General features: G+C 66.0%; 18 protein-coding genes. 6 read left to right on the top strand and 12 right to left on the bottom strand.

The features are described 5' to 3' along the window. Positions 1–2: 2 nt before the first annotated feature. The 7 genes from radA to alr form a co-directional block, all read right to left on the bottom strand. The gene (gene radA, locus BLR51_RS03870; RefSeq protein WP_089844181.1) at positions 3–1,370 is read right to left on the bottom strand and encodes a DNA repair protein RadA; all 1,368 of its coding nucleotides are present in this window, start codon (positions 1,368–1,370) and stop codon (positions 3–5) included. A gap of 110 nt (positions 1,371–1,480) precedes the next feature. Then, entirely contained in the window at positions 1,481–2,311 is an 831-nt protein-coding gene (locus tag BLR51_RS03865; protein ID WP_089844179.1) for a DNA repair protein, read from the bottom strand. A gap of 129 nt (positions 2,312–2,440) precedes the next feature. Next, entirely contained in the window at positions 2,441–2,893 is a 453-nt protein-coding gene (locus tag BLR51_RS03860; RefSeq protein ID WP_089844177.1) for a paraquat-inducible protein A, read from the bottom strand. Positions 2,894–2,987: 94 nt separating this feature from the next. Beyond that, positions 2,988–3,377 carry a hypothetical protein gene (locus BLR51_RS03855; protein WP_089844176.1) on the bottom strand — a complete coding sequence of 130 codons (390 nt, stop codon included), beginning with the start codon at positions 3,375–3,377 and terminating at the stop codon, positions 2,988–2,990. Next, on the bottom strand, positions 3,374–4,120 hold the full coding sequence (locus BLR51_RS03850) for an ABC transporter ATP-binding protein (RefSeq protein WP_089844174.1): 747 nt from the start codon (positions 4,118–4,120) through the stop codon (positions 3,374–3,376). The genes BLR51_RS03855 and BLR51_RS03850 overlap by 4 nt, the downstream gene beginning before the upstream one ends. Next, the gene (locus BLR51_RS03845; RefSeq protein WP_089844172.1) at positions 4,117–4,899 is read right to left on the bottom strand and encodes an MlaE family ABC transporter permease; all 783 of its coding nucleotides are present in this window, start codon (positions 4,897–4,899) and stop codon (positions 4,117–4,119) included. The genes BLR51_RS03850 and BLR51_RS03845 overlap by 4 nt, the downstream gene beginning before the upstream one ends. Continuing rightward, on the bottom strand, positions 4,896–5,933 hold the full coding sequence (gene alr, locus BLR51_RS03840; protein ID WP_089844170.1) for an alanine racemase: 1,038 nt from the start codon (positions 5,931–5,933) through the stop codon (positions 4,896–4,898). Before alr ends, BLR51_RS03845 begins: the two co-directional genes overlap by 4 nt. A gap of 142 nt (positions 5,934–6,075) precedes the next feature. On the opposite strand from alr, the gene prfB reads away from it, so the two are divergent. Then, entirely contained in the window at positions 6,076–7,200 is a 1,125-nt protein-coding gene (gene prfB, locus BLR51_RS03835; RefSeq protein WP_089844169.1) for a peptide chain release factor 2, read from the top strand. Positions 7,201–7,272: 72 nt separating this feature from the next. After that, a complete protein-coding gene (locus tag BLR51_RS03830; RefSeq protein ID WP_089844167.1) occupies positions 7,273–8,052 on the top strand; it encodes a DUF2189 domain-containing protein in 780 nt (259 codons plus the stop codon). A 4-nt stretch (positions 8,053–8,056) separates the two neighbouring features. Here the strand turns inward: BLR51_RS03830 and BLR51_RS03825 are convergent, their stop codons facing one another. Next, positions 8,057–8,875 carry a helix-turn-helix domain-containing protein gene (locus tag BLR51_RS03825; RefSeq protein ID WP_089844165.1) on the bottom strand — a complete coding sequence of 273 codons (819 nt, stop codon included), beginning with the start codon at positions 8,873–8,875 and terminating at the stop codon, positions 8,057–8,059. Positions 8,876–9,106: 231 nt separating this feature from the next. Here BLR51_RS03825 and BLR51_RS03820 point away from each other — a divergent pair, with 231 nt between their 5' ends. Continuing rightward, positions 9,107–9,454: a hypothetical protein gene (locus BLR51_RS03820; RefSeq protein WP_131821778.1), complete on the top strand. Its 348-nt coding sequence runs from the start codon at positions 9,107–9,109 to the stop codon at positions 9,452–9,454. An 84-nt stretch (positions 9,455–9,538) separates the two neighbouring features. Here the strand turns inward: BLR51_RS03820 and ilvN are convergent, their stop codons facing one another. The 4 genes from ilvN to BLR51_RS03800 form a co-directional block, all read right to left on the bottom strand. Next, positions 9,539–10,102, bottom strand: a complete 564-nt coding sequence (gene ilvN, locus BLR51_RS03815; protein WP_089844162.1) for an acetolactate synthase small subunit — start codon at positions 10,100–10,102, stop codon at positions 9,539–9,541. Between the two features lie 105 nt (positions 10,103–10,207). Beyond that, entirely contained in the window at positions 10,208–11,962 is a 1,755-nt protein-coding gene (locus BLR51_RS03810; protein WP_089844160.1) for an acetolactate synthase 3 large subunit, read from the bottom strand. A 504-nt stretch (positions 11,963–12,466) separates the two neighbouring features. Next, the gene (locus BLR51_RS03805) at positions 12,467–13,111 is read right to left on the bottom strand and encodes a response regulator transcription factor (protein WP_089844153.1); all 645 of its coding nucleotides are present in this window, start codon (positions 13,109–13,111) and stop codon (positions 12,467–12,469) included. Further along, on the bottom strand, positions 13,108–14,523 hold the full coding sequence (locus BLR51_RS03800; RefSeq protein WP_089844151.1) for a cache domain-containing protein: 1,416 nt from the start codon (positions 14,521–14,523) through the stop codon (positions 13,108–13,110). The genes BLR51_RS03805 and BLR51_RS03800 overlap by 4 nt, the downstream gene beginning before the upstream one ends. 231 nt (positions 14,524–14,754) lie before the next feature. Here BLR51_RS03800 and BLR51_RS03795 point away from each other — a divergent pair, with 231 nt between their 5' ends. From BLR51_RS03795 to BLR51_RS03785, 3 genes are all read left to right on the top strand, one after another. After that, the gene (locus BLR51_RS03795; protein ID WP_089844150.1) at positions 14,755–15,840 is read left to right on the top strand and encodes a TRAP transporter substrate-binding protein; all 1,086 of its coding nucleotides are present in this window, start codon (positions 14,755–14,757) and stop codon (positions 15,838–15,840) included. Positions 15,841–15,992: 152 nt separating this feature from the next. After that, a complete protein-coding gene (locus tag BLR51_RS03790; protein WP_089844147.1) occupies positions 15,993–16,922 on the top strand; it encodes a TRAP transporter small permease subunit in 930 nt (309 codons plus the stop codon). Positions 16,923–16,939: 17 nt separating this feature from the next. Further along, the gene (locus BLR51_RS03785) at positions 16,940–19,294 is read left to right on the top strand and encodes a TRAP transporter large permease (protein ID WP_089844145.1); all 2,355 of its coding nucleotides are present in this window, start codon (positions 16,940–16,942) and stop codon (positions 19,292–19,294) included. The last annotated feature ends 18 nt before the right edge of the window (positions 19,295–19,312 follow it).

Here is a 19,312-nt window from a genome sequence, read left to right as displayed (position 1 = left end):
CCTCAGCCGGCTCCGAACACTTCACCCACGACCGTGGCGAGATCGCCCATTTCGGTCAGCGTCATCTCGCCCGCGCCAACAGGCTTTCCACCCCGCGGCAGGATCGCCGTGGAGAAACCAAGTTTTTGCGCCTCTTTCAACCGATTTTCGGTCTGGCCCACCGGGCGCAGCGCGCCCGACAGGCTGATTTCGCCAAAAACCACCGTTTCCGGAGGCAGCGCCACATCTTCGCGCGCCGACAGCAGCGCCGCCGCCACCGCCAGATCCGCGGCGGGCTCGCTGATCTTCATGCCGCCCGCCACGTTCAGATACACATCGAGCCCCGCAAAGGGAATGCCGCAGCGCGCCTCCAGCACGGCGAGGATCATCGCCAGCCGCCCGCCATCCCAGCCGACCACCGACCGGCGCGGCTGCGCCTGCGGGGTGGGGGCGACCAGCGCCTGAAACTCCACCAGCACCGGGCGCGTGCCCTCGATGCCGGAAAACACCACCGACCCCGGCGCGGGCGTGCCGCGTTCGGACAGGAACAGCGCCGAAGGGTTGGTGACCTCCGCCAGCCCCGCGCCGGTCATCTCGAAGACGCCGATCTCGTCGGCGGGGCCGAAGCGGTTCTTGACCGAGCGCAGGATGCGGAACTGATGGCCACGCTCGCCCTCGAAATAAAGCACGGTATCGACCATATGCTCGATGACCCGAGGCCCGGCGATCTGGCCGTCCTTGGTGACATGGCCCACCATGATCACCGCCGTATTGTGCCGCTTGGCAAAGGCGGTCAGCTCATGCGCCGCTGCCCGCACCTGCGCCACCGATCCGGGCGCCGAGGCCACGTTGTCCACCCACATGGTCTGGATCGAATCGACGATGGCAAGCCCGGGCTTTTCCGCCTCCAGCGTGGTCAGGATGTCGCGCAGGTTGGTCTCCGCCGCCAGCCGCACCGGCGCATCGGCCAGTCCCAGCCGCTGCGCCCGCATCCGCACCTGCGCGCGGGCTTCTTCGCCGCTGGCATAGATCACGCTCTGGCCCGCGCGGGCAAACGCCGCCGCCGCCTGCAGAAGCAGCGTCGATTTGCCGATGCCGGGATCACCGCCAACCAGAATGGCAGAGCCGGGCACCAGCCCGCCACCCAGCACCCGGTCAAGCTCGCCCAGACCCGAGGCGGTGCGCGGCGGCGCCGCCTCCGAGGTGGCGAGATCGGACAGCACCACCGCGCGCCCGCGCGAGGCCCCCAGAGCCTTGCCCGCGGGCCCCTGCGACAGCGGCACTTCTTCCACGATGGTGTTCCACGCGCCGCAGGCATCGCAGCGCCCCGACCATTTGGACGTGGTGTTGCCACAGGCCTGACAGACAAAGGTGGAGGATGTGCGCGCCATGGCGCCTTGTGCCAAGACGGGGGGGCGGCTGCAAGCCGTGCCTTCTTCTGACCGCAAATATCCCGGGGGAGTCTGCGCGCAGGCGCAGACGGGGGCAGCGCCCCCGGCCCTTATTCGGCGGCGCGCCGCGCAGGCATGGCAACGATCCGCTCAGGCGCGTCCCCCTCCTCCGGTTCGGCCCGCAGGGCGGCGGGCAGCACATAGGGGCCGGGCGCCGGGGCGGGTCTGGGCTCCTCGGGCAGAATCTCCGGCAGCACCCGCTCCAGCTCCTCGCAGAGCCGCACCAGCTGCGCCTCGGCCACTGCCTCGTCCAGTTCGACCCGGTCGTGCCACATGCGGATTTCCGTGGCCAGCGCCTTGGCCTGATCCAGCCTGCGGTTGAAATCCTCGATCTCCTGCTGGCGCGCGATCAGGAAATCCCGCGCCCGCATCACGTTGCTGTCGGAATAGATGCGCGCCAGTTCGCGGGACACATGGCTCATCTGCGCCGCAACCTCGAGGATCGACGGCTCCAGATCACCCAGATCGGGATGGTCGCGCAGGAAGGCGATGCGTTCGCGGATCGAATCAAATTCCGAAGACAGCGTGAACACGCCCTGCCGGTCGGCGCGATGCGCCGCCGCATAGGCCTGCGCCACGTCGCGCATGTTCAGGTGAAACCGCCGGTGCGAGCGTTCCAGCGCCATGACCCGCGCATTGGTGGGCAGATAGGCCGCCAGCGCCACCGCCAGCGCCACCAGCCCGATCTGCAGCCACATGCCTGCGTTTTCAATGGGTTCGGTGCCAAGGCTCATGTCCAGCACCAGCCATGGCAGCAGACCGAAGGCCGCCGCCAGCGTCCATGCGCCAAGGCTTGCCCCCAGCGCCAGCACGATCAGGATGGAGATCTGCTGAAGCACCGACTGCAGGATGAGCGCGCTACGGCGCAGCGGTGTTTCCATAACCCAACCCCCCGGAAAACGATCAAAAAACTGATGGGAGTCAAGATAGAACAGGCGGTGGAAAATCCTACAGAATTTTAACCAAATCCCCGCAGGCTGCGCGGTTGCGGCAACAATGGGGGTCCGGGATCAGGATTGTTGCGCCGCTTGCGTCCGCTGCCGGCGTTTCTCCAGCGCGGCCAGCGCCATGGAGGCAAGAATGCAGAAAGTGAAGAGGTAAAGCCCCCATGCCGTCTCCACCCGGCCCACGCCGATGCCCTTGGCCAGCGTGATGTAAAGCGCCAGCAGGAAGATGTCGGCCATGGCGAGCCGGCCCAGGGCTGCAAGTGCGGGCAGGGCGCGCGGGCCGAGCCTGCCGAACTGCACCAGCGCAAGGCCCGCCGTCTTGGCCATGGGCGCCACCAGCGCAAAAAGTGCGACCAGCAGCGCCAGCAGGCGGTCGGTCTGCCAGAGCGCGGCGAGACCCGAGAGCACGCTGATTTCCTGCAGGCCGAACAGCGGCAGCAGGCCCGCGCGCAGCAGGGGGGCTGTCCATGCAAGCGGATAGAGGATCAGCAGCGCGAGGTTGAGGTATTTCAGCATAGCACCCGCCCCGGCCTTGAGGGGGCGCTGCCCCCGCGCGCGTGCCGCGCGCCCCCCGGAGTTTTCCGGGCAAGATGAAGGGGCAGGGTCGCGCTCACAGCCAGCGGGTGGCGGCCCAGAGGCCGAGGAGACCGCCGATCAGGATGACATGCAGCGCGTCGATCCAGGCCGCGCGGCGGCCCGGCAGCATGGCGCTGACCAGAAGCGGCGCCGAGGCCAGCAGCAGCGCGGGCAGGCCCTGCCCCTGGGTCATCGCCTGCGAGGCCATGGCGAAGACCGGGCCTTGGTTCAGGTTCAGCGCCGGGGCGAAGGTCAGCGCCAGCCCCGCCAGCGCCAGCAGCAGCGCCAGCAGCGCCGCCAGCCGCGCCGGGCCGCGCGCGATCAGGCCGCGCGCCAGCGCCAGCAGCGCCAGCACCTCCAGATAGACGAAGGTCCGCACGAAGATCAGCGCCAGCAGCAGCGGGCTTGGTTCAAAAAAGGTCATCGCAGAGCCTCGATGGGGCCATGGGGGTGGCCGTGGATGAACTGCCGGACATAAGGATCGTCGGTGCTGTCCAGATCGCCGACCGGGCCGGTCCAGCGGATGCGGCCGTCATGCAGCATGGCGACGCGGTCGGCAATGGCGCGGACCGAGGCCATGTCATGGGTGATTGTGATGGTGGTGGCGCCCATTTCGGTGGTGATCTCGCGGATCAGGGCGTTGATGACCCCGGCCATGATCGGATCAAGCCCGGTGGTGGGTTCATCGAAGAAGATCACCTTGGGGTCGGCGGCGATGGCGCGGGCAAGGCCCACGCGTTTCTGCATGCCGCCCGAAAGCTCGGCGGGCAGCCGGTCGGCCACCTCCGGCCCCAGCCCGACGCGGCGCAGCTTGTCGAGCGCCAGGGCCCGCGCCTCGGCCTGCGGGCGGCGCAGGCTGCCCCGTAGCAGGCGGAAGGCGACGTTCTGCCAGACCGGCAGGGAGTCGAAGAGCGCGCCGCCCTGAAACAGCATGCCGAAGCGGGACAGGAAGGCCTCGTGGTTGCGGCCCTGCGTGTCCTGCCCGTCCACGGTGATCTGGCCCGCATCGGGCGGCACAAGGCCAAGGATAGATTTCAGCAGCACCGATTTGCCGGTGCCCGACCCGCCGATCACCACCAGCGACTGGCCGCGCGCCACGTCGAGATCGACGCCGCGCAGCACGGCATTGGCACCAAAAGATTTGCTGAGGTTACGGATCCGGATCATGCCGAAAAGAACACCCCCGTCAGCAGGAAATTGGCGGCAAGGATCAGGATCGCCGCCGCCTCGACCGAGCCTTTGGTGGCGCGGCCCACGCCCTGCGCGCCGCGCCCCGAGCCCATGCCGTAATAGCAGCCCATCAGCGCCGCGATGCCGCCAAAGGCGCAGCCCTTGGCGAGCGAGGAGAGCACGTCCAGCGGTTCGAGAAAGTCGAGCGTGTTTTTCAGATAGCCTGCCGCGTTGAAGCCGAGCGGGCCGGTGGCCACGGCATAGCCGCCCGCGATGCCGATGACATCGCCCACCGCCACGAGGGCCGGCACCACCAGCAGCGCCGCCAGCAGGCGCGGCGCCACGAGATATTTCATCGGATGGGTGCTGAGCGTCACCAGCGCGTCGATCTGTTCGGTGACCTTCATCGTGGCGATCTCCGCCGCGATCGAGGAGGTGACGCGGGCCGCGATCATCAGCCCCACCAGCACCGGGCCCAGTTCGCGCACCATGCCGATGGCCACGATCTGCGGCACCACCGCCTCGGCGCTGAACCGCGCGCCGCCCGAATAGATCTGCAGCGCCAGCGCGCCGCCGGTGAAAACGGCGGTCATGCCCACCACCGGCAGCGACAGCCAGCCGATCTGTAGCAGCGCGCCGGCGAATTCCCGGCCATAGAAGGGCGGGCGCAGGAGGTGCGACAGCGCCTGCAGCGCAAACAGCGTGACCCGTCCCACCGCCGCAAGCCCCGCCAGAACGGCGCGGCCGATCAGGGCAAGGGGCGCCGCCGGGCTCATCCGCCGAGATAGCGCCGCGCGTAGCGGGAGCCGAGCGAGGTCAGGATCTCGTAGCCGATGGAGTTGATGTGATCGGCAAGCTGGTCCACGCCCTGATGCGGGCCAAGCAGTTCCAGCGTGGCGGGCATTTCGCGCACCGCGCTGACATCGACGGTGATCAGATCCATGCTGATGCGGCCCAGAAGCTTGCAGCGGGTGTCGCCCGCCCAGAGATGGGTCTTGGGCGCCAGCGCGCGGATCAGGCCATCGGCATAGCCGGCGGCGATGGTGGCGACCTTCATCGGCATCCGCGCCACGAAGGCATTGCCATAGCCCACGGATTCGCCCGCCGTCACGTCGCGCACCTGAATGATCGGGATGTCCAGCGCCACCACCCGCTGCGCCGCCGCAAAGGGCAGCCCGCCATAAAGCCCGATGCCGGGGCGGGTGACGTCGAAATGATAGGCCTCGCCCAGCAGGATGCCGCCCGTCGCCGCCAGCGAGCGCGGCGCCTCGATGCCGTCGGTCATCTCGCGGAAGGTGCGCAGCTGGAAGGCGTTCATGCCGTGATCGGGCTCATCGGCGCAGGCCAGATGCGACATGACCAGACGCGGGTTCTGCGCCAGCGCGATGTCGCGCAGCGCCGACCATTCCGCCGGTTCCATGCCCAGCCGGTTCATGCCGCTGTCCAGCTGGATGCCGAAGGGATGGCCGGGCAGCGCCTCGACATGGCGCAGCATCTGGTCGATGGAATTGATCATCGGCGTCAGATGCGCATCGCGCAGCAGGGCGGCATCGCCGGTCATATGGCCGGAGAAGACGTTGATCTCTGGCCCGGCGCCAAGGATGTGGCGCAAGCTTGCCCCTTCCTCGGTGGTGGCCACGAAGAACCGGCGCACGCCTTCGCGCGCCAGCATGGGGGCCACGCGGTCCGCGCCCAGCCCATAGCAGTTCGCCTTCACCACGGCGCCCGCCTCGGCGGTGCCGCGCGCGGCGAGAGCGCGCCAGTTGGCGCGGATTGCGTCAAGATCGATGGTAAGCTGTGCCTGTGCCATGGCGCGACTGATTGCGTCCGGGGGGCGGGGCGTCAAGGGGGAAAGCGCGCGCAAGCGCCGCTGCGCGGGCTTGCCGCGCTTGAAGGGGGCGGGGTGCTGGTTTATGTCCCCCGGATCACTCTCAGGAAATCCGGGAACACCCATGCGCGCCGAGACCCAGAAAACCGTCGACAAGATCGAGAAATCGCTCGACCTGCTGGCCCAGCGGCTGGACTGGGAGACCGCGCCCTACCGGCTGGAAGAATTCAACGCGCGGGTCGAGGATCCGAACCTGTGGAACGATCCGACCGCCGCGCAGAAGCTGATGCGCGACCGGCAGATGCTGGTCGATGCGATGGAAACCTATCGCTCCATCAAGCAGGATCTGCAGGACGGCGTCGATCTGATCGAACTGGGCGAGATGGAAGACGACGCCGCCGTGGTGGCCGAGGCCGAAGCCGCGCTGAAGCAGCTTGCCGAGCGCGCCGCCAAGAAAGAGCTGGAGGCGCTGCTGGACGGCGAGGCCGACGCCAATGACACCTTCCTTGAGATCAACGCGGGCGCGGGCGGCACCGAGGCCTGCGACTGGGCCGAGATGCTGCAGCGGATGTTCGTCCGCTGGGCGGAAAAGCGCGGCTACGAGGTGGAACTGCAGTCCGAGGAAGCGGGTGCCGAGGCGGGCATCAAGTCGGTGGGCTACAAGATTTCCGGCCTCAACGCCTATGGCTGGCTGAAATCGGAATCGGGCGTGCACCGGCTGGTGCGGATCTCGCCCTTTGGCAAGGGCACGCGCGAGACGTCCTTTGCCTCGGTCTGGGTCTATCCGGTGGTCGATGACAATATCGAGATCGACGTCAATCCCAGCGACATCCGGGTGGACACCTACCGGTCGTCGGGCGCGGGCGGGCAGCACGTGAACACCACCGATTCCGCGGTGCGCATCACCCATATTCCCACCGGCATCGTCGTCACCAGTTCGGAAAAGTCGCAGCATCAGAACCGCGACATCGCCATGAAGGCGCTGAAATCGCGGCTTTACCAGATGGAGCTGGACCGCCGGAACGCCGAGATCAACGCCGCCCACGAGGCCAAGGGCGATGCGGGCTGGGGCAACCAGATCCGGTCCTATGTGCTGCAGCCCTACCAGATGGTGAAGGATCTGCGCACCGGGGTGGAAACCTCTGACACGCAGGGCGTGCTCGACGGCGATCTGGACCAGTTCATGGCCGCCACGCTGGCGCAGAACGTGGCGGGCAAATCCCGCGCCGATGCGCGCGGCGAGGACTGAGGCCGCGCATCCCGCTTGCCCTCTCGCCCTGACCGCGGCTTAGATGCCCGCGGGACAGGAGGAGGAGGCATCATGTCGGACATCCCCGCATCTGGCGTGCCGGAATTTGCACCGGTGCGCCTTGCCACGCTGCGCGCGGCACTGGCGCTTGGCTGGCGGGATCTGCGCCGTGCCAAGCGCTTTGCGCTGGTTCTTGCCGGGGTCTATGTGGCGGCGGGGCTGGCGCTAAGCTGGATCACGCGGGCCACCGGGCAAAGCTTCTGGCTGGTGCTGGCGGCGGTGGGCTTTCCGCTGGTCGGCCCCTTCGCGGCGGTCGGGTTCTACGAGATCTCGCGCCGTCTGGCCCGGGGCGAGGCGCCGGGGTGGCGGCAGGTCTTCGGCGTGATCCTGCGGCAGTCGCAGCGGCAGCTGCCTTCGCTCTGTGCGGTGATGGTGCTGGTCTTCCTGTTCTGGTTCTTTCTGGGCCACATGATCTTTGCCCTGTTTCTGGGGCTTGCGCCGATGACCAATATCAGCAGCAGCCCGGAGGTGTTTCTAAGCGTGAACGGGCTGATGATGCTGGGCACCGGCACGCTGGTGGGGGCAGGCTTCGCCGTGCTGCTTTACACGATCACCGTGCTGGCGCTGCCGCTGCTGCTTGACCGCGAGGTGGATTTTGTCACCGCGATGATCGTGTCGGTCCAGTATGTGCTGGCCCATCCGGTGCTGATGTTGGCCTGGGGCGCGCTTCTGGCCGGGCTGACCTTTCTGGCGCTGCTGCCGGGCTTTCTGGGCCTGTTTCTGGTACTGCCATGGCTGGGCCATGCCTCGTGGCACCTTTACGCCCTGCTGCGGGGCGCTGATCCGGCCTGAGCGGTCAGCGGAACGGGTCGTTCACCCGCAGCTGCTGGCGGTGGAAGGGCACCAGTTCCGACGCCGTGCGGTAGCCCGTGCTGCGCGCGGCGGCCAGCACCTTATGCGTGTCATGGCCCAGAAATTCATAGACCAGCCGCGCCGCCCGCCGCCCCGAGGGGTTTTCGGGCGTGGTGCGCACGGTGTAGCCGACCCAGAAATGGTTGGCGAGCGCCGCCGCCCGCGACAGGTAGTTGAACGAGGTGGTCACCGCCCCGTTGCGGCTGACCATGGCCGCGATACCCTCGGCCTGCGGCATGACAAAGCCGCGGAACTCGCGCGAGGCGGGATCGGTGGGCAGGTCATGCATCGACATCGCTTCCTTCGGCTCGAAGCCGCGCAGGAAGGTGAAGCCGTCGCGCCGGGTGATGTGCACGAGCCCGACCACGAAACGCTCTTCCTCGGAGAACGCGGCGCGGGAAAAGCGGTAGAAACCCGAGGGGAATTCCTCTTCGGAGAGCCCCATCATGCCCGCGCCGACATAGTTCGCGATGAAGGGGTGGCGCAGCAGGTCGCGGGGGGTGTCGCGGATATGCGTCACCGGCTCCAGCAGGATGCGCGCATCAACGCCAAAAAAGCGGCAGATCCGGTGCAGCACATCGGGGCGGGGGAAGCTCTCTCCGGCCAGATAGCGGTTGAACTGCGTGCGGTTGATTCCAAGGTCGCGGCACAAGGCCGAAATCGAGGCCGCATCCTGACCCAGGCGACGCAGATTCGCGCCAAACACGCCCCGCAGCTCTGCCGGGCTTAGCTGCGCCTCCGCAGCATTACCTTCTTTGGCCATGACTTTTCTTCTCTTTTGCACGCCCATCCGGTCGGGAAAACCGCCATCCACCGTCTTGTCCTCACTATCCGTATCTCAACTGATGCGTATTGGCATCATATGTGATGCGATATCGCGACAGGGTTTACTTAAAGCGTCACAAAATGCAAGTGGTCGTCACGTTTACCCTGATGTGCGACGCTTTTGATTTGCGTCACGCTGATGTAATGAACGAGCGTTAAGGGTGTCGCCATGTCACGCAAGATGTACGGGGTCGTGCTCTGGGCCGACCAAACCGATAACCAGGCTGTGGTGTGGTGCGAAGACCATGGAGATCTTGCCTATTGGCATGACACCGGCTCCCCTCAGCACGAGGGGCCCTGTCTTGACGCGGGCGACCTGATCCAGTTCGAACTGATGCAGGACCGCAATCTGCGCTATGTGCGCAATCCCGAACGGGTGATGCAGCAGCATTTTGCCGGGCTTGCCGGGCGGCTCAAGACAGCGCGCGGCGCTGTCTCGCGGCCTTCGGACGCCCGCGACCGGGGCACGACAGTGCTGGCTTTCCCTGCGCGCCGCCGGGCGCCGCTTTCCGTCTGATCGATCGCCTGAGATCCGTCGCCCGGAAACGCAAAGGACCGCCGAGGCGGTCCTTTCTGTCCTGTCCGGGATCCGGAGGTCGGCTCAGCCCTTGCCGCGGCTCAGCGCCGCCACGCCGGTGCGCGCCACCTGAACCAGACCGAGCGGGCGCATGAGATCGGCAAAGGCGTCGATCTTGTCCGGGGTTCCGGTCAGCTGGAAGACGAAGCTTTCCAGCGTGCTGTCCACCACATGGGCGCGAAAGATGTCGGCCAGGCGCAGCGCCTCCACACGTTTGTCGCCGGTTCCGGCCACTTTCAGCAGCGCCAGTTCCCGCTCCACCGAACTGCCTTCGGCGGTCAGGTCGTGGACCTCGTGCACTGACACGATCCGGGTCAGCTGCGCCTTGATCTGTTCGATGACCTGCGGGGTGCCGGTCGTCACGATGGTGATGCGCGACAGATGACCCTCGTGGTCGACCTCTGCCACGGTCAGGCTGTCGATATTGTAACCCCGTCCCGAAAACAGCCCTATGACCCGGGCCAGAACCCCGGGTTCATTTTCCACCAGCACGGTGATGGTGTGGGTCTCCTGAACGTCGGAGAAGGTGGGGCGAAGGTTATAGGCCGAATGCTTGTTCGAGCCCTTCTTGATCTGCAGAGGCGACATCTGCGGTCCTTTCCGGTCATGAGCGAGAATTTTCATCCGAAAATTCTCGCGGGGGGCAGGGGGGCGCGAGAATTTTCGTCCGAAAATTCTCGCTGGGGAAAGGGGTCAGACCATCACCGCACCCTTGCCCGCGATCGCATTGGTGGCCTTGGCATCGCCCAGAAGCATCTTGTTATGCGGCTCGCCCGACGGGATCATCGGGAAGCAGTTCTCGTGCTTTTCCACCAGACAGTCGAAGATGACCGGACCGTCATAGGCCAGCATTTCCATGATCGCGTCATCCAGATCGGCAGGATCGGCGCATTGGATGCCCTTGGCGCCAAAGGCTTCGGCCAGCTTGACAAAATCGGGCAGCGCTTCGGACCAGCTCTGCGAATAGCGCTCGCCATGCAGAAGCTGCTGCCACTGGCGCACCATGCCCAGACGTTCATTGTTGAGGATGAACTGCTTGACCGGCAGGCGGAACTGCATGGCCGTGCCCATTTCCTGCATGTTCATCAGCCAGCTCGCCTCGCCCGCCACGTTGATGACCAGCGCCTGCGGATGTGCCACCTGCACGCCGATGGAGGCGGGGAAGCCATAGCCCATGGTCCCGAGCCCGCCGGAGGTCATCCAGCGGTTCGGATCCTCGAAGCCAAGGAACTGCGCCGCCCACATCTGGTGCTGGCCGACCTCGGTGCAGATGTAACGGTCGCGGTCCTTGGTCAGGGCCTCGAGCCGCTGCAGCGCGTATTGCGGCTTGATGGTGGTCTCGGAGGGTTTGTAGGTCAGGCATTTGACCTTCCGCCATTCCTCGATCTGCTGCCACCAGCGCGCCAGCGCCTCGCGGTTGACGCGGCGCCCGCGGGCCTTCCAGATTTTCAGCACGTCTTCCAGCACATGGGCGATGTCGCCGACGATGGGCATGTCCGCCTTGATCACCTTGTTGATCGAGGAGGGGTCGATGTCCACATGGGCCTTTTTCGAGCGCGGCGAGAAGGCGTCGATCCGCCCGGTGATGCGGTCGTCGAACCGCGCGCCGAGGTTGATCATCAGATCGCAGCCATGCATCGCCAGATTGGCCTCGTAAAGCCCGTGCATGCCAAGCATGCCCAGCCAGGCCCGGCCGGAGGCGGGATAGGCGCCCAGCCCCATCAGGGTGGAGGTGATGGGAAAGCCCGTGGCCTCCACCAGTTCGCGCAGCAGCTGGCTGGCGCCGGGGCCGGAATTGATCACGCCGCCCCCGGTGTAGAAGACCGGACGTTCCGCCGTCTCGATCGCCTCGACAAGCTGGGTGATGGTCTCCATGTCGCCCTTCACCTGCGGGCGGTAATGGCCGGTGGGGGCCTGCGGCTTCGGCGTGTAGTCGGCGCTGGCGAACTGCACGTCCTTGGGGATGTCGACCAGCACCGGACCGGGGCGGCCCGAGGTGGCGACGTGAAAGGCCTGATGGATCACCGAGGACAGCTTGACGGTATCCCGCACCAGCCAGTTATGCTTGGTGCAGGGGCGGGTGATGCCCACCGTGTCGGCCTCCTGAAAGGCGTCGGAGCCGATCATGAAGGTCGGCACCTGACCCGACAGCACCACCAGCGGGATCGAATCCATCAGCGCGTCGGTCAGGCCGGTGACGGCATTGGTGGCGCCGGGTCCGGAGGTGACCAGCGCCACGCCGGGCTTGCCGGTGGAGCGGGCATAGCCTTCTGCGGCATGGATCGCGGCCTGTTCATGGCGCACGAGAATGTGGCGGATGTCGTTCTGCTGAAAGATCTCGTCATAGATCGGCAGCACCGCGCCCCCGGGATAGCCGAATACCGTGTCCACACCCTGATCCTTCAGGGCCTGAACCACCATTTTCGCTCCGGTCATCTGACGTGTCATCGCGGTCTCCGTTCCTGACGTCATTCCAGTCATCTGCGCATAAAAAAGCCCCCGAGACGGTCGGGGGCGCATGGGGGGATCCTCAAGGTTCCGTTTACCGGCCCATGCGCCAATCGCCTACAATGAGAATTACCCGTAGCATCCGTATGGACTCCTTGTGCGTGGCCGGGACCATAGGCAAGCCCGTCGGGGGCGTCAACCGGGAAAGAGACGGAAAAGCTGCGCGGATGGGGCATTTTCTTTCCGTTTCTTGCGCAAGTCTCGAGATTTTTGAAACTTACGGCATTCTGGGGCGCAAGGATGGTGCAGGCGGGGCCGGAAAGTGCCGTCAGGGGTGACAAAGAAGGCGCTGCGCGCGCAATCCCGCAGGCGCAGCAGGCCGGGGGAGGAGGCTCCTGCCCCTGCGTGACGGGGGGAGGGGAGGCAGGCGGGGGCTCTGCCCCCAGCCGCGCGGGGCGCGCGGCTTCCCCCGGGATATTTGCAGCCGATGGAAAGGGCTGCGGCTCAGCTGTTGACGCCGGTGCCCTGCAGCACGCCATGTTCCAGCGCGTAGCGGGTGAGGCCTGCGGTAGAGCTGATGCCCAGCTTGCGCTTGATGTTCTTGCGATGCGTCTCGACCGTGCGAACCGAGATGTCGAGCACCAGCGCCACTTCCTTGTTGGACCTGCCCTGCGCCAGCTGCAGCAGGATGGTCTGTTCGCGGTTGGTCAGCTGTTCGCGCCCGCCGGCGAGGATCGGCGCCAGCGCGCCTTCGGCGCCGGTGCAGAGATAGCGCTCGCCGCCCATGACCGTGTCGATGGCGCGCTTGATCTCTTCGGTGGGCACGTCTTTCAGCACATAGCCCATGGCGCCATGGCCGAGCGCGGTGGAGATGTATTCCGGAGTGTCATGCATCGACAGCATCAGCACGCGGGTCTGCGGGCGGCGTTCAAGGATCATCTCGGTGGCCGACAGCCCGTTGAGCCCGGGCATGTTGAGATCCATCAGGATCACGTCGGGGGCCAGATCGTCCAGCCGGTCGATCATCTGCTGGCCGGAGGAGAGCGTGGCCAGAACCTGGATGTCGTCGTAGCTTTCGAGGATCGCCTCGATCCCTTCGGCCACCAGCGGGTGATCATCCACAACAACGACGCGGGTCTGGGAGGTCATGCGCGGGCCTTTGGCTGGGGGCTTTCTTCGGGGGGCAGCAGGTGCGAGAGCGGGATCTGCGCCTCGATAGCGGTGCCGGATCTGGAGGACAAGATGCGCAGCGTGCCGCCAAGCTGGTCCATGCGTTCCTGCATGTTGCGCAGGCCGATGCCGGCATGGCCCGCGCGGCGGTCGGGATCGAGCCCGCAGCCATTGTCGGCCACCCGCAGCGTCGCCCCCTTGCGGTGGCTGCGCAGGTCGATGTCGACCCGGGTGGCGCCGGAATGGCGCTCCACATTGGTCAGCGCCTCCTGCGCGATGCGGTAAAGCGCGATGCGGCTTTCCTGATCGATGCGGTTGCGGAACACCACCGTGTCAAAGCGGGTGTCGATGCCGGTGCGGGCGTGGAAATCGTCGGTCAGCGCCTTCAGCGCCGGGCCAAGCCCCAGATCGTCCAGCACGCCGGGGCGCAGGTCCCGGCTGATGCGGCGCACCTCCTGAATGGCGCCGGTCAGGGCGCTGTGGCCGCGGTCCAGCGCGTCCATGGCGCGGGGATCCTGCTGGGCCAGCCTGCGCCGGGTGATGTCGAGCGCGTATTTCACGCCCACGAGGATCTGGCTGATGCCGTCATGCAGTTCGCGCGCCACCCGGCCCCGCTCTGCCTCCTGCGCGTCAAAGACGCGCTGGGTCAGTTCCTTGAGCTTGGCATCGGCGAGCCGTCTTTCGCGCAGGTTCATGGCGATGCCAGACAGGAACACCGCCAGCAGCGCGCAAAGCGTGATGGCGCCGATATAGACGAAGGTGCGGCGTACCCGCGCCTCCACCTCGGCGCGGGAGGCGGCAACGGTGGCCAGCACGTCATCGATGAAGACGCCGGTGCCCACCGCCCATTGCCAGTCCTGAAAGCCCATGACGAAGGAGACCATGCGCGCCTCCTCGCCGGTGGAGGGTTTGGGCCAGAGATAGGAATGATAGCCCGAGCCCTGCCGGGCAATCTCGATCAGCGGCCCAACAATGGGGGTGCCTTCGCTGTCGGTGAGATCCTGCCAGTTGCGCCCGATCAGATCCGTCCGGCGCGGCGAGACAAGGTTGGTGCCGTCGTAATCATAGACGAAGAACGACCCGTCCTCGCCATAGATCATCGCGGCAAGGATCTGGGCGACCTTGATCTTGGCGGTCTCGTCATCGGGGGCGGCCCCGCCATAGATGAAATAGAAGCCGTTGCGCGCCTGCGTGACGTAATTGCGCAGCTCCTGCATCTTGGTGTCCAGAAGCTGCGTCTCCAGCGTCTGGATCTCGCGTTCGGCCAGCATCCGGGCGTGATGCGCGACCAGCAGCGCGATGGCCGCCCCCGCCAGCACCAGAGGCACGGAGGCCAGCAGAAAGAGTTTCTGCCCGTAGCTGAGCCGGAGGGTCTGGAGCAGGGCGCGCATGGGAGGCAGGTAAGGCCAATCCCCCGCATGCGCCAAGCGGAAATGCGCGTCCCTTGGGAAGCCGGGGCACAGGATCAAGAGTGCCGCTGCGTCAGAGGCGGTTTTTTGCCGCCTCTCTCCGTAGCAGTGGGTATTCCGCTCTGCCCGCGCCCTGGCTTAGTCTGACGCTGCTATCGATCCGCGACGGTCTCCGAGGAGAGGGACCGCGCTGTCTTCTATGGGAGGAAATTCATGGACCGTCGTTCCTTTTTGCGCGCCACCACTGCGGGCGGCGCTGCCGCTGCCGCCTCGGCGCTTGCAGCCCCCGCCTATGCGCAGGGCCGCCGCACGCTGACGCTGGTCACCACATGGGCCCGGGGCCTTGCCGGGGTGCATGACAGCGCGCAGTACTGCGCCGACCAGATCACCGCCGCCACCGATGGCCAGATCACCGTCGATCTGAAGGCCGCAGGCGAGCTTGTGGGCGCCTTCGAGGTGTTCGACGCCGTCTCCTCCGGGCAGGCGGACATGTATCACGGGGTGGATTACTACTTCCTTGGCCAGCATCCGGCGCTGAGCTTCTTCAGCCAGATGCCCTTTGGCATGAACTTCATGGAATATGCCAACTGGATCAACCACGAGGGCGGTCAGGAACTGTCGGACGAGCTTTATTCCATCTTCGGGCTGAAGGCGATGTCGGCAGGCAATACCGGCCCGCAGTCCGGCGGCTGGTTCGCCAAGGAGATCAACTCCGCCGCCGATTTCGAGGGCCTGAAGTTCCGGATGCCGGGGCAGGGCGGTCAGGTGATGGGCAAGCTCGGCGCCTCGGTGCAGAACCTGCCCGGCGGCGAGGTCTATCAGGCGCTGTCCTCGGGGGCCATCGACGGCACCGAATGGATCGGACCCTGGGCCGATGAAAAGGCCGGGTTCCAGGAAATCACCAAGATCTATTACACCGGCGGCTTCCACGAGCCGGGGCCGAACCTGAACCTGACCATGAACCTCGACGTCTATGAAAGCCTGACCCCGGTCCAGCAGAAGATCGTCGAGCAGGTGACACGCGCCTCCAACATCTGGACGATGTCGCTGTTCATGGCAAACAACTCCTCGGCGCTGCAGCGGCTGCAGTCGGGCGGCGTGCGTCTGATGGAATTCCCCGACGAGGTCTGGGACGCCTTCGGCACCGCCTCCAAGGAAGTCACCGCAGAGCCCATGGGCGACGAGCTCTACAAGCGCTGCTATGACAGCTACATGGCCTCGCTCGCCTCGTCGGCCACGTGGATCGCGCGCTCCGAAGGCACCTTCTCGGCGCAGCGCAACCGCGTGATGGGTCTCTGATCCGCATCCTCTGACACCGGGAGGCCCCGCCGCGCGCGGGGGCTCCCCAACGGTCGGACGCGCGTCTGTGCGGCGGTCCCTGCGGTCCGCCGCAGGGGCCGTGCCGTATCGTGCATCTTTCAATTCGGACCTCAACAAAAGGCGGCGGGACCATGGAGGAAAACGGCACATCCGGTCTTCTGGGCGTTCTGGGCGGCGGATTGCTTGCCTTCGTGCAGAATATCGCGATGTCCTTCTACAATCTCGGCTATGCGATCACGCATCCGGGGCTGTGGCTGGACTGGAGCAACAGCGAATCGATCATGCGCTTCGTCTATTACGGCGCCTCGGTGGAGCTGCTGTATGTCATCCTGACCACGGTGCTGATCCTGACGGCGCTGGGCATGTGGCGGCATTCCATCCTCTGGGGGCTGGTGCGCGGGCTGGAGGGCTTTTCCAACGGGCTGGGCCGCTTCTTCGCCTGGGCCGGGCTGATCATGGTGCTGCAGCAGGTGCTGATCGTCTTCACCCAGCGCATCTTTGCCCGGCCCGACATGTCCTTCGGGCTGGGGCTGACGCTGAGCCTCGACATAAGCTGGTGGTCGGAAGAGCTGAAGCTTTACAACGCGATGATCGTGGTTTTCTGCCTTGCCTATACCTTCGTGCAGGGCGGGCATGTGCGGGTGGATCTGCTTTATTCCCCCGCCTCCTACCGCACCAAAAAGGTGATCGACATGGTGGGCTCGGTCATCTTCATGCTGCCCATGGCGGTGCTGACATGGCTTTACGCGTGGTTCTTCCTGTGGCGGCACCTGATCGTGCCCAACCCCTCGGCCTCCGAAAACCTTGACCGGCTGCTGAACAAGGCGCGCGCGCTGCGCTGGAACGTCGAGACCATCGGCTTCAGCCCCAACGGCTTTACCGGCTATTTCCTGTTCAAGATCCTGATCGTGCTCATGTGCGCGATGATCTTCCTGCAGGGCGTGACCTTCTTCTGGCGCTCCTATCTGGAATGGCGCGAGGGCGAAGAGAGCGAGGGCAAATATCACGACCATGACCGGATCGAGCAGGGCGAAGACGCCTACGATCACGCGGAATTCTGAGGGGACGGGACAGAACCATGTTATTCGGACTTGATGGCGTCGAGATCGGGCTGATCATCGTCTTCCTCACGCTTTTTGCCGCGATCCTGTCGGGTTTTCCGGTGGCCTTCGCCATCGGCGGCGCCGGGGTGATCTCCTTCGGGATCATCGCGGCGCTCGATTCCGCCGGGCTGCTCATTCATCAGGCGATCGACACCGGGTCGGACGCCTATCGCGCGCTGGTGGCCACCGGCGTGCGCGAGGATGCCATATCCATCTTCCGCAATCCGGATCTGCCGCGGATCGGCATGCCGGTCTTTGAACGCGGCTGGGAAGTGGCGATGGACCGCAACCTTGCCTTCATCGTCAACCGCATCAACGAACGCGTCATCGCGGGCCAGAGCATCGAGACGCTGCTCGCCGTGCTGATGTTCGTGATGATGGGCATCGTGCTGGAACGCTCCAAGATCGCCAATGACCTGCTGACCACCATGGCGCGGGTGTTCGGCCCGCTGCCCGGCGGCCTTGCGGTGTCCATCGTGGTGGTGGGGGCCTTCCTTGCCGCCTCCACCGGCATCGTCGGCGCCACCGTGGTCACCATGGGGCTGCTGGCGCTGCCCACCATGCTGCGCAACAACTATTCGCCGGAACTGGCCACCGGGGTCATCGCCGCCTCGGGCACGCTGGGGCAGATCATTCCGCCCTCCATCGTGATCGTGCTTCTGGGCACGCTGGCGGGGGATCTCTATTCCTCGGCACAGGAAAGCCGGGCGCAGCTTGCGGGCTGCACCGATGCGCTGACCCTGCTGGGTGAACCTGCCGTGGTGTCGGTAGGCACGCTCTTTCAGGCGGCGATGCTGCCGGGCATCCTGCTGGCGGTGCTTTATGCCGCCTATGCCTTCGGCTTCGCGCTGCTGCGCCCCGAAGCGGCACCGCCGGTGCAGCTGGGCGGCGCCATGTCCGAACCCGTCACCCGCGGCGAGGCGCTGACCTGGTATCTGGGCGTGCCCGCGCTGATCGTGGTGGGCGCGCTGGCGCTGGGTCAGGTCGGCGTCATCGGCTCCCAGTCGACCCAGATCGACAGCTTCTCGGCAAGCGGCCAGATGGCCAGCCTGCGCACCAATGTCGGCCCGGAATGTCAGGCCTCCATGATCGACCTGCACGGGCAGGAGGCCTGGGACGAGGCCGTGGCCCAGCAGACCGCCATCGACGCCGCAGGCGGCGTGGAACAGAGCCACCGTCTGAGCCCCGAAGAGCGGGTGCAGGCGCTGGCCGACAAGATCGCCAATGCCGCCCCCATCGGCACCGGCATCGCCATCATCGCGGTGATGTTCGCGCTGGTGCTGGCGCTGGCGCGGGGCGTGTCGCCCTCCTCCGATCCGATGCCGCTGGTGGTGGGCGCGGGCGGCGTGGTGGCGGGTCTGCTGATGGACATCCTGTTCATCCGGCCCGACACCTCGCCGGGGGTCACGGTGCTGCTGATGCTGCTGCCCTGGGCCGTGGCGTTCTGGGGCTGCAAGGCTGCGGCACAGCGGCTGGCGCAGAACGAGATCATCCGCGTGGTCTTCCCGCCGCTGGTGCTGATCGTGGCGGTGCTGGGCTCGATCCTTGGCGGCATCACCAACCCCACGCCCGCTGCGGCACTGGGGGCGGCGGGCGCCATCATGCTGGCCGCATGGCGCAAGCTGGGCGAGATGGACCGCTCGCCGGGCATCATCCTGATGTCGACCTTCGCGCTGATCGTGATGATCCTGCTCGGCGTGAATTTCGACCTGCGGGTGAATGCCGAAGGCGCGGGCGTGGAGACGTGGATCGCCTTCCTGCTGGCCTATGGCGCCTATCTCTACGCCATCTTCGGCCTGCTCTTCGCCTGCTGGGTGCTGCTGAAACAGGGGGTTCTGGCGCCTGCGGTGCGCGAGACCGCCAAGGTCACCTCGATGGTCTTCACCATCCTCGTGGCCTCGCAGCTGCTGAACCTCGTGGTGATCTCCTTCGGGGGAGAGCATTACATCCAGGATTTCCTGCGCAGCTTCGATGACGAGCACAAGGTCTTCCTGATCGTGATGCTGGTGCTCTTCGTGCTGGGCTTCGTGCTGGATTTTCTCGAGATCATCTACATCGTCGTGCCCATCGTCGGGCCGGTGATCTATGGCGGCAGCTTCGATCCCAAATGGGTGACGATCATGATCGCGGTCAACCTGCAGACCTCGTTCCTGACGCCGCCCTTCGGCTTCGCGCTGTTCTACCTGCGCGGCGTGGCGCCCGCCTCGGTCACCACCGGGCATATCTATCGCGGCGTGGTGCCCTTCGTGCTGATCCAGCTGGCGGGGCTGGCGCTGCTGTGGTTCGCGCCAGGCATCGTGACCATCGTGCCGGATCTGATCCCGAACTGAGCCGCGGCACCTGTCTGA

It is taken from the genome of Salipiger marinus, assembly GCF_900100085.1.
Lineage (GTDB): Bacteria > Pseudomonadota > Alphaproteobacteria > Rhodobacterales > Rhodobacteraceae > Salipiger > Salipiger marinus.
Note: the sequence above shows the minus strand (reverse complement) of the source record. Positions and strands in the feature narration are given on the sequence as shown.